Origin of the sequence: Variovorax ginsengisoli, assembly GCF_030486595.1 — a bacterium.
Classification (GTDB): Bacteria; Pseudomonadota; Gammaproteobacteria; order Burkholderiales; family Burkholderiaceae_C; genus Variovorax; species Variovorax ginsengisoli_B.
Map to the genome: position 1 here is coordinate 48,785 of NZ_JAUJZH010000002.1, position 14,123 is coordinate 62,907.

Sequence of the window (14,123 nt, forward strand, 5' to 3'; positions counted from 1 at the left end):
AGCACCCATGCCCTCCCTCCGCCCGCGCAGCCGCTACTGGTCCGACCTGACCAGCGAAGAGTTTTCCCGCCTGGACCGGGCCAACCTGATCGCGGTGCTGCCCGTCGGCGCCACCGAGCAGCACGGCCCGCACCTGCCGATGTCGACCGACACCGCGACCATCGACGGCATGGTGCGCGCGACCCTCCCGCACCTGCCCGACGACCTGCCGGTGCTGTTCCTGCCCACGGTGGCCTACGGCAAGAGCAACGAGCATTCGCGCTACCCCGGCACGCTCACCGTGTCGGCCTCGACCTTGATCGCGCAGTGGAAGGACATCGGCGCCTGCGTGGCCCGCGCGGGCGTGCGCAAGCTGGTGCTCTACAACAGCCATGGCGGCCAGATGTCGATCATGGACATCGTCGCGCGGGACCTGCGCGAGTCGCACGACATGATGGTGGTGGCGGCCAACTGGTACACGCTGGGGCTGCCGGAAGGGCTCTTCACGGCGCACGAAGGCAAGCACGGCGTGCATGCCGGCGACCTCGAGAGCTCGGTGATGCTGCACCTGACGCCCGACCACGTGCGGCCCGAGAACTTCCGCAACTTCCGCTCGCTGACCGAGGACCTGGCGCAGGAGAACCGCTTCCTGTCGATCACGCCGACCGGCAAGCTGGGCTGGCAGATGCACGACATCAACCCGGCCGGCGCGGCGGGCGACGCCACGCGGGCCACGGCTGCCAAGGGCGCGGCCGTGCTCGACCACGTCGGGCGCAACTTCGTGCAGCTGCTGCAGGAAGTGCATCGCTTCCCGATCGAACGGCTGGCCAACGAGCCGGCCTGGAGCTGAACATGGCCGCAGCTTCCACGCCGCCGCTGGTCAGCCTGCGCCAGGTCAGCAAGCGCTTCGCCAACGGCACCCTGGCGCTGCAGGGCATGTCGCTCGACTGCGGCGAGCACGACTTCATCAGCTTCCTCGGCCCCTCGGGCTGCGGCAAGAGCACGGCCTTGCGATTGATCGCCGGCCTGACCCGCAGCAGCTCGGGCGAGATCGCCTGGTCGCGCACGAACAGCGGCGCGTCGACCAGCGACCGCGAGCTCGGCTTCGTGTTCCAGGAGCCCACGCTGATGCCCTGGGCCAAGGTCTTCGACAACGTCTGGCTGCCGCTCAAGCTGGCCGGCATGTCGCGCGATGCGGCCGCGCCGGTGGTCACCCAGGTGCTCGAGATGGTCGGCCTGTCGCGCTTCGCCGACGTCTATCCGCGCGAGCTCTCGGGCGGCATGAAGATGCGGGTGTCGATCGCCCGCGCGCTGGTCACGCGGCCGCGCCTGCTGCTGATGGACGAGCCCTTCGCGGCGCTCGACGAGATGACCCGCATCAAGCTCAACAACGACCTGCTGTCGATCTGGCGCGAGCACCGCTTCTCGGTGATCTTCGTCACCCACAGCGTCTACGAGTCGGTCTACCTGTCGAACCGCATCGTCGTGATGGCGCCGCGGCCGGGCCGCGTGGTCGACGAGATCCGCATCGACGAGCCCTACCCGCGCGGCGAAGCCTTCCGCACCTCCACCCGCTACAACGCGCACTGCACCGCGGTGTCTCAATCCCTGCACGGAGCCCTCCATGGCGTCGACATCGATCACTGACAACCCGGCGCTGGCCGCACTCGGCGACGCGCCCTCGGCAGCCGACCTGCAGCGGCGCGACGAGCGGCTGCGGCGGCGCGAATCGCTGCTGCGCACCGCGGTGCCGATCGCGGTGGTGGTCGGACTGCTGCTGCTGTGGGAGGCGCTCGTGCGCATCAACAACGTGCCGCACTACATCATCCCGGCGCCCTCGCTGATCCTCACGACGCTGGTCGACAACTGGGAGACGCTCTCGAGCGCCCTGTGGTTCACGGTCAAGCTCACGCTGCTCTCGCTGGCCGCGGCCATCGTCGGCGGCGTGCTGCTGGCGATCGCCTTCGCGCTCTTCAAGTGGGTCGAGATCGGCCTCTTCCCGATCGCCGTGATCCTGCAGGTGACGCCGATCATCGCGATCGCGCCGCTGATCCTGATCTACGTGTCGAGCACCACCGCGGCGCTGCTGCTGTGCGCCTGGATCGTGGCCTTCTTCCCGATCCTGTCGAACACCGTGATCGGCCTGAAGAGCGCCGACAGCAACCTGCGCGACCTGTTCCAGCTCTACAAGGCCTCGCCCTGGCAGACCTTCCGCTATCTGCTGGCGCCCAGCGCGCTGCCCTACTTCATGGCGGGCCTGAAGATCGCCGGCGGCCTGAGCCTGGTCGGCGCCGTGGTGGCCGAGTTCACGGCCGGCACCGCGGGCCGCGAGACCGGACTGGCCTCACGCATCCTCGAATCGAGCTTCCGCACCGAGATCCCGATGATGTTCGCGGCGCTGCTGCTGGTGTCCCTGCTGGGCATCGTGATCTTCATCGTCTTCGCCGCGCTGTCGCGGGCGGTGCTCGGCCACTGGCACGAGAGCGAGATGAGGAGGGAAAGATGAGCGCCGTGCTGAAACCACCGGAGCGGCCGGCTGCCATCGACTGGGAGGCCGTGAAACGCGACCTGCACGGCTTGAACGTGATCGCGTCGCCGAACCAGCGCAAGCAGCTGTCGAAGGACTTCTACTGGTACAGCCCGATCCTCACCGAGCGGCTCGCCGGCTGCGTGGCCGACCTGGTGGTCAAGGTCTCGACCGAGGACGACGTCCGCCAGGCCGCCGCCGTGGCCGCCAAGTGGAAGCTGCCGCTCACGGTGCGCGCCGGCGGCACCGGCAACTACGGCCAGTGCGTGCCGCTCGAAGGCGGGCTGGTGCTCGACGTCACGCCGATGAGCCGGGTACTGGAGATCGGCGACGGCCGCGTGCGGGTGCAGGCCGGCGCGCGCATGCACGACATCGAGCTCGCGGTGGCCGAGACCGGCCAGGCGCTGCGCATGTGGCCCTCGACCTGGCACGTGGCCTCGATCGGCGGCTTCATCGCCGGCGGCTTCGGCGGCATCGGCTCGATCCGCCACGGCATCCTGCGCGACCCGGGCAACCTGCTGCGGGCGCGCATCATGACGGTCGAGCGCGAGCCGCGGGTGATCGAGCTGCACGGCGACGAGATTCAGCAGGTGCACCACGCCTACGGCACCAACGGCATCCTGACTGAAGTCGAGGTGGCGCTGAGCCCGGCGGTCGAGTGGGTGCACTGCATCGCGCTGTTCGACAGCTACCGGCGGGTGCTGGATTTCGGCGTGGCGGCCAGCACGCCCGCGCTCGAGCTATTCCTGCTGTCGGCGGTCGACGCCCGCTTCTCGCCCTACTACGCGAACCTCGGCGCGCATTTCCCCCCCGATCGCCATGCGATGTTCGCGATGGTCGCACCAGGGTCGATGCCGTCCTTCCGCGCGCTGGTGGCGGCGCATGGCGGCACGGTCTCGCTGGCGGGCACCGAGGCCGAGCTGCAGGCCGCCGGCCTGCCGCCGGCCTACGAATGCGCCTACAACCACACGACGCTGCAGGCGCTCAAAGTCGACCGCAGCTGGACCTACCTGCAGGTGGCCTATGCGCAGCCCTTCGACCCGGCGGTGGTCGACCGCCACATCGCGGTGTTCGGCGACGACATGCTGCAGCACCACGAGTTCGCGCGCGCCGGCGGCGAGTACGGCACCTTCTCGATCCTGCTGGTGCGCTGGAAGGGCGAGGCCCACCAGTACGAGGTGATTCGCGAGCTCGAATCGCAGGGCGGCTGCCAGGTCTTCAACCCGCATGTCGTGACCATCGAGGACGGCGGCATGAAGACCATCGACACGCAGCAGATCAACTTCAAGAAGCGCAGCGACCCGATGGGCCTCATGAACCCCGGAAAAACACGCGGCTGGCACCCCGACATGGCGCTGGACGCCTGAATCCCCTCTCCACAGAGACACAACCCAAGGAACCACGATGCGACTCGAATCCCGCTTCATCGCCCGCACCCTGCTGGCCAGCCTGCTCGCCGGCACCGCCCTGGCGGCCATCGCGCAAGACAAGGTGACCATTGCCACCAACTGGCGCGCCCAGCCCGGCCACGGCGGGTTCTACCAGGCGCTGGCCGACGGCACCTACAAGAAGTACGGGCTCGACGTCGACATCCAGCAGGGCGGCCCGCAGGTCAACAACCGGCCGATGCTGCCGGCCGGAAAGATCGACTTCCTCATGACCGGCAACATGCTGATGGCCTTCGACAACATCAAGCAGAAGGTGCCGACGGTGGTGGTGGCGGCCTACTTCCAGAAAGACCCGCAGGCCATCATCGCCCACCCGGGCCAGGGCTTCGACAAGTTCGCCGACCTCGCCAAGGCCAAGACCGTGCTGCTCGCCAAGGACGGCCAGATCAGCTACTGGCAATGGATGAAGAAGGCCTACGGCATGCGCGACGAGCAGGTGCGCCCCTACAACTACAGCCTGTCGCAGTTCCTGGCCGACAAGCAGGCGGTGCAGCAGGCCTACGCGACCTCGGAGCCGCTGGCGGTCGAGAAGCAGGCCGGCTTCAAGCCGGTGGTGCTGTCGCTGGCCGATGCCGGCTGGTCGACCTACGGCATGGTCATCGAGACCCGCCAGGACCTGGTCAAGACCAAGCCGGACGTGGTGCGCCGCTTCGTCGAGGCCACCAACATCGGCTACGCCAACTACCTCTACGGCGACCGCAAGGCGGCCGACGAGCTGATCAAGAAGATCAATCCGGACATCGGCGACGACTACATCGAGAAGTCGATCCCGATCCTGCGCGCCCACATCGACGTCGGCGATGCAACCACCAAGGGCATCGGGGCGATGAGCGACGAGCGCATGAAGGACTTTTACGACAAGGCCGTGGCGGCCGGCCTCTACAAGCCCACCGACTTCGACTATCGCGACGCCTACACCACGCAGTTCGTCAACAAGGGCGCCGGCGTCGACATCCGCAAGGCGGCCGCGAAGTGACGGTCCGGCGATGACCGAGCGCAATCTCACCGTGCGGGTGGCGCGCATCGCGCGCCAGACGCCGGAGATCCTCTCCTTCGAGCTGGTGCATCCGACCGGCCGGGCGCTGCCGGGCTACCAGGCGGGCGCGCACATCGACGTCCACATGCCGGGCGGCTTCTCGCGCCAGTATTCACTCGCGTGCGACGCAGGCGGGGACGGCCGCGCCGCCTCGCGCTACCTGATCGGCGTCAAGCGCGAGGCCGCGGGCCGCGGCGGCTCGGCCTCGATGCACGGTCGCGTCCGCGAAGGCGACCTGCTGCCGATCAGCGCGCCGCGCAACAGCTTTCCGGTCCGCGCCGAGGCCCACCGCCACCTGCTGCTGGCCGGCGGCATCGGCATGACGCCGCTGCTCGCCATGGCCGAGTCGCTGGCGCGCGCCGGCGCCGACTTCACGCTCTGCCTGTTCGTGCGCAGCGAGGAGCACCTGGCCTTCACCGAGGCGCTGCGCCAGCCGCTGCTGGCGCCGCACGTGCGCCTGCATTTCGATGCGCCGCAAGCGACGCAGAAGATCGATCTGCGGCAGCTGCTGGCACAACGAGAGGCCGATAGCCAGCTCTACGTGTGCGGGCCCGCCGGCTTCATGCAGGCGGTGCGCGATGCCGCCGCGCACTGGCCCGAGGATGCGGTCCACACCGAATACTTCGCGGCCCCCGCCGATGCGGCGGGCGCCCCGGGCAAGCCCTTCGTGCTGCGCCTCGCGCAGCGCGGCATCCGCGTGCCGGTCGCCGCCGACCAGAGCGCGGTCGATGCGCTGCACGCGGTCGGCATCGACATCCCGGTGTCCTGCGAGCAGGGCCTGTGCGGCACCTGTGTGGTCGGCGGCGAAGGCGATGGCGCGGAGCATCGCGATTTCTGCCTGACGCGCGGCGAGCGGGCGCACAAGGTGGCACTGTGCTGCTCGCGGGCCAAGAGCGAGGAACTGGTAGTGGACCTGTGAGCCGCCACTCTGGCACCATCCGCATCCAATGACCACCGCACCCCTCGGCGACGCCCTGGACGAGCCGCTCGACGCCCCCGCCACGCGCGGCCGTGCGCGCAAGTACACGCAACTGCTGGCCGTGATCCACCGGGCCGCGGTCGAGGTGTTCGCGAGCGACGGCCTGGCCGGCGCGTCGACCCAGGCCATTGCCGACAAGGCCGGCCTGTCGAAGGCGCAGCTGCACTACTACATCGAGAGCAAGGAGGCGCTGTACCGCCAGGTGCTGCAGGGCATCATCGACGACTGGATCGGCGTCTTCGGTTTCAGCGACGAGGCCTTCGGCCCGCGCAAGGTGCTCAGCGACCTGATCCACCGCAAGATGGTGTTCTCGTTCGAGCACCCGCTGCGCTCGCGGATCTTCACGGCCGAGATGATGCGCGGCGCCCCGGTGCTGCGGCCGATGATGGACCACAGCCAGCAGCGCACCGACCAGGCGGCGGCCGTGATCCAGAACTGGATCGACCAGGGTCTGATGGACCCTGTGGACCCGATCCTGTTCCTGTTCCATCTCTGGGCCGTGACCCAGTTCTACGCCGACCACGCGACGCAGGTGGCGCTGTTCAGGAAGGTCGCAGAGAGCGACGAGAAAGACCGCCGCTACCTGATCGAGCAAGTGACGGAATTCCTGCTGAAGGGCGCCGGGGTCCGCTAAGGCGCGAGACCTCGCGAAAGCTTGACGCCACAGGGTGGCGCCGGGGCAGGCTTTGTTCGATCATCGGCCATGCCGAGCGCCTTCGATTTCGAGCATTCGCCCTTTGACTGCCTCACGTCCGAGGAGCGCGATCGGGTGCGTGCCCAGGTCGACATCGCCTACTTTCGCGAAGGCGAGGCGATCCTCGAGGCCGGGATGGCGCCGACCCACCTGTTCGTCGTCATCAAGGGCTTCGTGCAGCAGTTCGAACAAGGTGGCAGCGAAGCGGTGGCGAGCTTCGGCCCGCACGACACCTTCGACGGCCGCAGCCTGCTGTCGGGCCAGGTCGGCGGGCGCTTCGTGGCCGCCGAGGAAGTGCTGGCCTACCAGCTCGCGCGGCAGGTCGTGACCGAGCTGATCGCGCGCAACGCGACCTTCGGCGCCCTGCTGTTCTCCGACCTGTCGAACAAGCTGGCCGCCATCGCCGGCCGCGTCGGCCAGCACGAGCTGCAGTCGCTGGCGCTGGCGCGGGTCGACGCGATCCCGGTGCGGGCGCCGCATTTCGTCGATGCCGACCGCGACGTGCTGTCGGTGGTGCGGCTCTTGCAGGCCGAGCGCAGCACCAACGTGCTGGTGCGCGACCTGTCCGGACCCGCACCGCGGCTGGGCATCTTCACCGTGACGGCCCTGCAGCGTGCGGTGCTGCACGGCACGCCGCTGGACCGGCTGCCGGTGCGCGAGGTCAGCAGCTTCGGCCTGATCACGGTCGACGCGGCGGCCCCGGTCGGCGACGCACTGATCGTCATGGTGCGGCATCGGGTGCACCGCGTGGTCGTGATGGCCGACGACGGAGGCGGCGACGGCGGCCGGGTCGTGGGCGTGCTGGAGGCGCTCGACCTGTTCAGCTTCCTGTCCAATCACTCCTACCTCATCAACCGCGAGATCGTCGAAGCCCAGGACCTGCAGGCACTGGCCCGCGCGAGCGCCCACGTCACGCAGCTGGTGGGCCTGCTGCACGGCGGCGGCACCCGGGTCGGGCAGATCGCCACGCTGGTGCAGGCGCTCAACGGCCAGCTGTTCCAGCGGGCCTGGGAACTGATCGCGCCGCCCGAGCTGGTCGCCAACAGCTGCCTGTTCGTGATGGGCAGCGAGGGCCGCGGCGAGCAGCTGCAGAAGACCGACCAGGACAACGGCCTGCTGCTGCGCGACGGCTACGTGGCGCCGGCCGACCTGGACGCGATCTGCAAGCGCCTGACGCGCGCGCTGATCGAGTTCGGCTGGCCGGAATGCCCCGGCGCCATCATGGTCTCGAACCCGCAGTGGCGCGCCGGCCAGGCCGAATTCGCCGAACGCGCCTGCCAGTGGCTGCTGCAGCCCGACGGCGAGCGGCTGATGGCGCTGGCGATCTTCCTCGATGCCCACGCGGTGGCCGGCGATGCGACGCTGCTGGCCGGCGTGCGGGCCCGGCTGTTCTCGCTGGCCACCGACAACGACGCGATGCTGGCGCGCTTCGCCGCGGCCATCGACGCCTTCGCCGAGGACTCGCATTGGTGGCAGCGCCTGCTGGCCTTCGGCGAACCCGCGGCGCCGCGCCTCGACGTCAAGAAGCAGGGCCTGTTCCCGATCGTGCACGGCGTGCGCAGCCTGGCGCTGCGCGCCGGCCTGGACGCGACCTCCACCGCGGAACGCCTCAACGCCCTGGTCGCGGCCGGCCGGATCGAGCGCGAGTTCGCCGCCGACCTGCTCGAGAGCCTCTACTTCTTCATGGGGCTGCGGCTCAAGGCCGGCCTGGCGGAACAGGCGGCCGGGCATGAAGTGTCGGGGCAGGTCGATCCGGCCCGCATGAGCAGCCTCGAGCGGGACCTGCTCAAGGACACGCTCGAGGTGGTGAAGCGCTTTCGCCGCATGCTGCGCCTGAGCTTCCGGCTGGATGCGCTGTGACCGGCTGGCTCTCCGCGCTCAAGCGCTGGTGGCTGCTGCAGCACCTGGCCGATCCTCGCTTTCGCTTCATGTGGGACCCGCCGCCCGCCGACGAGTGGGTGGCGATCGACTGCGAGACCACCGGCCTCGACACGCGGCGCGACGAGATCGTGGCGATTGCCGCGGTCCGCATCCGTGGCAACTGCGTGGTGTGCAGCGAGCGGCTCGAACTGCTGGTGCGGCCCGAGCGCCGCAGCGTCGCGACCGGCAGCGCGCGCGTGCATCAGCTGCGCGAGCGCGACCTGGCCCAGGGACTGGCGGCCGAGGCCGCCGTGCAGGCGCTGCTGCATTTCATCGGCAGCCGGCCGCTGGTGGGCTACTACCTGGAGTTCGACGTCGCGATGATCGACCGCGTGCTGTTCCCGATGCTGGGCATGGGGCTGCCGCAACCGAAGATCGAGGTCTCGGCGCTCTACTACGACTACGTGAACCGGCGCCGCTCGCCGCACCTGCGCCATGGCGACATCGACCTGCGCTTTGCGGCCATCATGACCGCGCTGGACCTGCCGCAGCGCCCCGCGCACGATGCGCTGGACGATGCGGTGATGGCGGCGCTGGCCTTCGTCAAGCTGCACGCCCTCAGTGCCCCGACGCGCCCGAGGCCCCCAGCCCGGTCTCCGAGCGCACCTGCTGCGCCGGAAACGCCGCCCGCTCCTGCTGCGCCTGGCGGCTTCGGTCGGTGATCGAGAACAGCCAGATGCCGACGAAAGCCAGCGTCATCGAGAACAGCGCCGGCGAGGCATAGGGGAACCAGGCCGAGCCCGCGGGGTGGCCCAGCGTGGCTTCCCAGACCGACGGCGAGACGATGGTCAGCGCCACCGACGACACCAGCCCGAGCGAGCCGCCGACGACCGCGCCGCGCGTCGTGCAATCCTTCCAGAGCACCGACATGAACAGCACCGGGAAATTGGCCGAGGCCGCCACCGCGAAGGCCAGCGACACCATGAACGCGATGTTCTGCTTTTCGAAGGCGATGCCGAGCAGCACCGCGACCACGCCGAGCGCGATCGTGGTGATGCGCGACACCCTGAGTTCGGCGCGGCTGTCGGCCTTGCCCTTCTTGATCAGGGTGGCGTAGAGGTCGTGCGACACCGCCGAGGCACCCGACAGCGTGAGCCCGGCCACCACCGCGAGGATGGTCGCGAAGGCCACCGCCGAGATGAAGCCGTAGAAGACATTGCCGCCGACCGACTTCGCCACCAGCACCGCCGCCATGTTGGCCGCGCCGCCGCCGCCCTTGATGGTGCCGGTCGCGACGTCGGCGAACTCGGGATTGGTCAGCACCAGCGTGATGGCGCCGAAGCCGATGATGAAGATCAGCAGGTAGAAGTAGCCGATCCAGGTGGTGGCCCAGAACACCGACTTGCGCGCCTGCTTGGCATCGGGCACAGTGAAGAAGCGCATCAGGATGTGCGGCAGCCCGGCGGTGCCGAACATCAGCGCGATGCCGAAGGAGATCGCCGAGATCGGGTCCTTCACGAAGCCGCCCGGGCCCATGATGCTGCGTCCGATAGCCGAGGCCTCGAGCGGGCTCTTGCCGCCGTTGGCCGCGATCTGGGTGCGCACCTCGACCGACTTGGCGAACAGCGCCTCGGGGCTGAAGCTGAAGGCCGCCAGCACCATCAGGGCCATGAAGGTCACGCCGGCCAGCAGCAGCACGGCCTTGATGATCTGCACCCAGGTGGTGGCCGTCATGCCGCCGAACAGCACGTAGATCATCATCAGCGCGCCGACGATCACCACCGCGACCCAGTAGTCGAGCCCGAACAGCAGCTTGATGAGCTGGCCGGCGCCGACCATCTGCGCAATCAGGTAGAAGGCCACCACCACCAGCGTGCCCGAAGCCGCGAAGGCGCGGATCGGGCCCGGCTGGAAGCGGTAGCCGGCGACGTCGGCGAAGGTGAACTTGCCGAGGTTGCGCAGGCGCTCGGCCATCAGGAAGGTGATCACCGGCCAGCCGACCAGGAAGCCGATCGAATAGATCAGGCCGTCGTAGCCGGTGGCCATCACGGCGGCCGAGATGCCGAGGAACGAGGCCGCCGACATGTAGTCGCCGGCGATCGCCAGGCCATTCTGGAAGCCCGTGATGCCGCCGCCGGCGGTGTAGAAGTCGGCCGCCGACTTGGTCTTGGAGGCGGCCCACTTGGTGATCCACAAGGTCAGCAGCACGAAGCCCGAGAACATCGCGATCGCGATCCAGTTGGTCGGCTGCTTGGCGGCCTGCCCGACGTCGGCGCCGGCGGCTGCGGCCCAGCCGGAGGCGCTAGCCAGCAGCGCGGCAAGAGCGGCGTGACGCGCTTTCATCGCGTGGCCTCCTGGATGATCTCGGCCGTGAGCCGGTCGAACTCGCCATTGGCACGGCGGATGTAGAAGGCCGTGATCAGGATCGTGAATACGATCACGCCGAGCCCGATCGGGATGCCGATGGTGGTCACGCCGCCACCGATCGGCTGCGCCAGGAAAGGCTTGTTGAACGCGATCAGCGCGATGTAGCCGTAGTACACGACCATCATCAGCGCCGTGAGCCACCAGCCGAAGCGGTTGCGCTTTCGTCGAAGCTCGAGGTACTTGGGGTTGGACTGGATCTTCGTCACCACGGGGTCGCTCATGATTCGTCTCCTGGACTACGGTTCGGCGGATTCTGGGATGCGGCCGGCTTGTGCGGGGTGCGATGCAATGATTCGTCACATTGCGATGCAATGCAGGACGCGAAGGGCGGCGCTATTCCCAGCTGACGTTGGCGGCGAACATGTAGCCGGCGCCATAGACGGTCTTGATGATCGCCGGCTCGTGCGGGTCGCGCTCTATCTTCCGTCGCAGGCGCGAGATGCGCACGTCGATGCTGCGGTCGGTGGGCAGCAGGTCGCGTGCGCCCATCAGCTGCTCGCGCGTGAGGATCTGGTGCGGGCGCTCGACGAAGCAGCGCAGCACCTGAGTCTCTGCCGTGCCCAGCAGGTGCTCGTCGCCGTCGGGCGCGCGCAGCACGTTGGCCGCGCAGTCGATGCGCCAGCCCAGGAAGGTGGCGTAGCGACGCTGGCCGGCGGCCTGGCCCGGCGCCAGGCTGCGCCGGCGCAGGATGCTGCGCACCCGCGCCACCAGCTCGCGCGCCTCGAAGGGCTTGGTGACGTAGTCGTCGCCGCCGAGTTCGAGTCCCATCACGCGGTCGGCCGGATGGCCCCGGCCGGTGAGTATCAGCACGCCCGCGTTCGATGCCGCCTGGATGCGCCGCATGAGATCGATGCCGTCCATGTCGGGCAGGCCGAGATCGACGATGCAGAGGTCGGGCTTCTCGACCTGCAGCCGCCGCAGCACGCTCGCACCGGTGCTGAACCCTTCGCCGTTGAAGCCGAACTCGGCCAGCGTGGCGAGCACCAGCCGCGCCACGGCCGGGTCGTCCTCGATCACGTAGACCAGCGATGGCGGGTTCGCCTCGTCGGCGCCGGCGCGGTGGGTCAGTCCTGCGCCATGGTGTTCGTTCGTCATCGGCCCTCCTCGATCGCTTGCGCGAGCTGTGCGGTGCTGAAAGGCTTGGTGAGCATCGGAAAGTCGACCTGCCGCGAGAGATCTCCTGGCGCATAGCCGCTCATCAGGACCACGGCGCGGGCGCGGCCGCCCTCGCGCGCCGCCCGCGCCACGGCGAGGCCGTCGACACCGCCTCCCATCACCACGTCGGACAGAAGCAGCACGATGTCCGGCGTGTGCTCGAGCAGGCTCAGCGCGTCGGCGCCGCCGTCGGCTTCGAGCACCGAATAGCCCAGCTCCAGCAGGCTGCGCCGGATCACGCGCCGCACCTGGGCGTCGTCGTCCACCAGCAGCGCCAGGCCCATCGACGCGGCCGGTGGCCGGCCGGTCGCGCGGCCGCTGTCGGCTGCGCCGTCCGCCGGCGCGGGCTCGGCCGCCGGCAGCCATACCGACACCGTGGTGCCGCGCCCCGGTGCGCTGCGCACGTCGATGGCGCCGCCCGACTGCTTCACGAAGCCGTAGACCACGGCCATGCCGAGCCCGGTGCCGCTGCCCGGCTGCTTGGTGGTGAAGAAGGGATCGAACAGGTGGGCCAGGGTGTCGGCGTCCATGCCGCTGCCGTCGTCCTCGACTTCGATGCGCACGCAGTCGCCCGCGGACAGCTGCAGCGGCGCCGCCTCCGAGGCGTCGATGCGAACGCGCCGGGCCCGCAGCACGATGTGTCCGTCGGGACCGGTCGCGTCGCGCGCATTCAGCACCAGGTTCACCAGCGCCTGCTCGAGCAAGGTGGCATCGATCCAGGTCCACAGCGGCAGTTCGCCGACATCGACGTCGATGTCGAGCCGCAGGGTCTCGGGCAGCGAGCGCCGCACCAGCCGGGCCACGGTGTCGACCAGCGCGCCAACATGCACCGCCGCCGCCTGCAGCGGTTGGCGCCGGGCGAAGCTCAACAGGCCGCGCACCAGATCGGCCCCGCGGCGCGCGGCGTCGAGCGCCGGATGCACATAGTCGTCCAGCGCCGGATCGCCAGTCCGGGCTTCGGCCAGCGCCGCCAGGTTGCCGATCACGACCGTGAGGATGTTGTTGAAATCGTGCGCCAGGCCCCCGGTGAGACGGCCCAGCGAGTCGAGCTTCTGGGCCCGCGCCAGCAGCGCCTGCGAGCGCCGCTCCTGCGTGATGTCGAAGGTCAGTTCGAAGCAGCCGACGACCCGGCCCTCGGCGCTGCGCTGCGGCACCAGCGAGGTCCGCACCCAGAGGCGGCGCGCGTCGCAGGTCTGGAGCTCGTATTCGAGGCTTTGCGTTTCGCCGGCGAGGGCCCGCAGCACCTGCGGCTTGACCATCGCGTAGACCGCGTCCCCCAGGAAGGCCTTGGCGCTGACGGCCTCCGGGCGCGAGGTGTCGACGCAGAACCAGTCGTGGTAGCCGCGGTTGAGGTAGCGGTAGACCCGCCGGTGGTCGAAGTAGGCCACCAGCGCGGGGATCGAATCCATGATCAGCCGCACCCGCTCCTCGCTGTGCTGCAATTCGGCGGTGCGCGCGGCCACCCGGCCTTCGAGCTCGGCGTTGTGGCGACGGATGATCTGCTCGGCGCGGCGCTGCTCGGTGACATCGGAATAGAGCGTGACGAAGCCGTGGCCCGGCACCGGCTCGCCGCGGATGAGCAGCACCCGCCCGTCGGGGCGCACCCGCTCGATCTGGTGCGGTGCGAAGTGGCGCGCCGCCGCGACGCGTTCGGCCACCAGCTGCTGCGGGTCGCCGGGGCCGTACTCGCCGCGCCGGGCATTGAAGCCGATGAAGCTCTCGAACGGCGCCCCCATGTAGGCCATCTCGTCGGGGAAGCCGAGCAGGCGGACGTAGGCGCGGTTCCAGGCCACCAGGCGCAGGTCGGCGTCGAAGATCGACAGGCCCTGGTCGAGCAGGTCGAGCCCCGCCTGCAGCGTCAGGTAGCGCTCCAGCGTGCGGATCACCCCGGCCACCTTCCCGGGCTGCAAACATTCGTCATTTTTGAGTGTGTCTCCTGCAATGTTCGTCGGACATCCTATGGCTGTTCATTGTTGATGACCTCGCCGGAGGCGCACTTGACAGCCGTCAAATGGGCG

At 69.3% G+C, this 14,123-nt stretch carries 13 protein-coding genes; 9 read left to right on the top strand and 4 right to left on the bottom strand.

Features of this window, described 5'->3' with window-relative positions:
- The first annotated feature begins 7 nt into the window (after positions 1 to 7).
- The 9 genes from QZH52_RS02815 to QZH52_RS02855 all read left to right on the top strand — a co-directional run bounded on the left by QZH52_RS02815 (position 8) and on the right by QZH52_RS02855 (position 9,245).
- Complete coding sequence (locus tag QZH52_RS02815; RefSeq protein WP_301803480.1) at positions 8 to 829, top strand: creatininase family protein; 822 nt, start codon at positions 8 to 10, stop codon at positions 827 to 829.
- Between the two features lie 2 nt (positions 830 to 831).
- Positions 832 to 1,626 (top strand): ABC transporter ATP-binding protein, encoded by a 795-nt coding sequence (locus QZH52_RS02820; protein ID WP_301803483.1) that lies wholly within the window; start codon positions 832 to 834, stop codon positions 1,624 to 1,626.
- Positions 1,604 to 2,485, top strand: a complete 882-nt coding sequence (locus QZH52_RS02825; protein ID WP_301803486.1) for an ABC transporter permease — start codon at positions 1,604 to 1,606, stop codon at positions 2,483 to 2,485. Before QZH52_RS02820 ends, QZH52_RS02825 begins: the two co-directional genes overlap by 23 nt.
- Entirely contained in the window at positions 2,482 to 3,873 is a 1,392-nt protein-coding gene (locus tag QZH52_RS02830; protein ID WP_301803489.1) for an FAD-binding oxidoreductase, read from the top strand. Before QZH52_RS02825 ends, QZH52_RS02830 begins: the two co-directional genes overlap by 4 nt.
- Before the next feature lie 37 nt (positions 3,874 to 3,910).
- Positions 3,911 to 4,930: an ABC transporter substrate-binding protein gene (locus tag QZH52_RS02835; RefSeq protein ID WP_286519792.1), complete on the top strand. Its 1,020-nt coding sequence runs from the start codon at positions 3,911 to 3,913 to the stop codon at positions 4,928 to 4,930.
- Between the two features lie 10 nt (positions 4,931 to 4,940).
- A complete protein-coding gene (locus QZH52_RS02840) occupies positions 4,941 to 5,909 on the top strand; it encodes a PDR/VanB family oxidoreductase (protein ID WP_301803494.1) in 969 nt (322 codons plus the stop codon).
- Positions 5,910 to 5,937: 28 nt separating this feature from the next.
- Positions 5,938 to 6,603: a TetR family transcriptional regulator C-terminal domain-containing protein gene (locus tag QZH52_RS02845; protein WP_286519790.1), complete on the top strand. Its 666-nt coding sequence runs from the start codon at positions 5,938 to 5,940 to the stop codon at positions 6,601 to 6,603.
- Positions 6,604 to 6,672: 69 nt separating this feature from the next.
- The gene (locus QZH52_RS02850) at positions 6,673 to 8,523 is read left to right on the top strand and encodes a putative nucleotidyltransferase substrate binding domain-containing protein (RefSeq protein ID WP_301803499.1); all 1,851 of its coding nucleotides are present in this window, start codon (positions 6,673 to 6,675) and stop codon (positions 8,521 to 8,523) included.
- The gene (locus tag QZH52_RS02855) at positions 8,520 to 9,245 is read left to right on the top strand and encodes a 3'-5' exonuclease (RefSeq protein WP_301803502.1); all 726 of its coding nucleotides are present in this window, start codon (positions 8,520 to 8,522) and stop codon (positions 9,243 to 9,245) included. Before QZH52_RS02850 ends, QZH52_RS02855 begins: the two co-directional genes overlap by 4 nt.
- Here QZH52_RS02855 and QZH52_RS02860 read toward each other — a convergent pair.
- From QZH52_RS02860 to QZH52_RS02875, 4 genes are all read right to left on the bottom strand, one after another.
- On the bottom strand, positions 9,142 to 10,866 hold the full coding sequence (locus QZH52_RS02860) for a cation acetate symporter (protein WP_301803506.1): 1,725 nt from the start codon (positions 10,864 to 10,866) through the stop codon (positions 9,142 to 9,144). The genes QZH52_RS02855 and QZH52_RS02860 overlap by 104 nt on opposite strands.
- Positions 10,863 to 11,171 (bottom strand): DUF485 domain-containing protein, encoded by a 309-nt coding sequence (locus tag QZH52_RS02865; protein WP_286519785.1) that lies wholly within the window; start codon positions 11,169 to 11,171, stop codon positions 10,863 to 10,865. The genes QZH52_RS02860 and QZH52_RS02865 overlap by 4 nt, the downstream gene beginning before the upstream one ends.
- Before the next feature lie 112 nt (positions 11,172 to 11,283).
- On the bottom strand, positions 11,284 to 12,045 hold the full coding sequence (locus tag QZH52_RS02870) for a response regulator transcription factor (protein WP_301803508.1): 762 nt from the start codon (positions 12,043 to 12,045) through the stop codon (positions 11,284 to 11,286).
- Complete coding sequence (locus tag QZH52_RS02875; protein WP_301803511.1) at positions 12,042 to 14,015, bottom strand: hybrid sensor histidine kinase/response regulator; 1,974 nt, start codon at positions 14,013 to 14,015, stop codon at positions 12,042 to 12,044. Before QZH52_RS02875 ends, QZH52_RS02870 begins: the two co-directional genes overlap by 4 nt.
- Positions 14,016 to 14,123: the final 108 nt, after the last annotated feature.

What these genes read in the sequence shown, in the direction of transcription:
- QZH52_RS02815 (WP_301803480.1), top strand. Translation starts at nt 8, where the DNA reads ATGCCCTCCCTCCGCCCGCGCAGCCGCTACTGGTCCGACCTGACCAGC.
- QZH52_RS02820 (WP_301803483.1), top strand. Translation starts at nt 832, where the DNA reads ATGGCCGCAGCTTCCACGCCGCCGCTGGTCAGCCTGCGCCAGGTCAGC.
- QZH52_RS02825 (WP_301803486.1), top strand. Translation starts at nt 1,604, where the DNA reads ATGGCGTCGACATCGATCACTGACAACCCGGCGCTGGCCGCACTCGGC.
- QZH52_RS02830 (WP_301803489.1), top strand. Translation starts at nt 2,482, where the DNA reads ATGAGCGCCGTGCTGAAACCACCGGAGCGGCCGGCTGCCATCGACTGG.
- QZH52_RS02835 (WP_286519792.1), top strand. Translation starts at nt 3,911, where the DNA reads ATGCGACTCGAATCCCGCTTCATCGCCCGCACCCTGCTGGCCAGCCTG.
- QZH52_RS02840 (WP_301803494.1), top strand. Translation starts at nt 4,941, where the DNA reads ATGACCGAGCGCAATCTCACCGTGCGGGTGGCGCGCATCGCGCGCCAG.
- QZH52_RS02845 (WP_286519790.1), top strand. Translation starts at nt 5,938, where the DNA reads ATGACCACCGCACCCCTCGGCGACGCCCTGGACGAGCCGCTCGACGCC.
- QZH52_RS02850 (WP_301803499.1), top strand. Translation starts at nt 6,673, where the DNA reads ATGCCGAGCGCCTTCGATTTCGAGCATTCGCCCTTTGACTGCCTCACG.
- QZH52_RS02860 (WP_301803506.1), bottom strand. Translation starts at nt 10,866, where the DNA reads ATGAAAGCGCGTCACGCCGCTCTTGCCGCGCTGCTGGCTAGCGCCTCC.
- QZH52_RS02865 (WP_286519785.1), bottom strand. Translation starts at nt 11,171, where the DNA reads ATGAGCGACCCCGTGGTGACGAAGATCCAGTCCAACCCCAAGTACCTC.
- QZH52_RS02870 (WP_301803508.1), bottom strand. Translation starts at nt 12,045, where the DNA reads ATGACGAACGAACACCATGGCGCAGGACTGACCCACCGCGCCGGCGCC.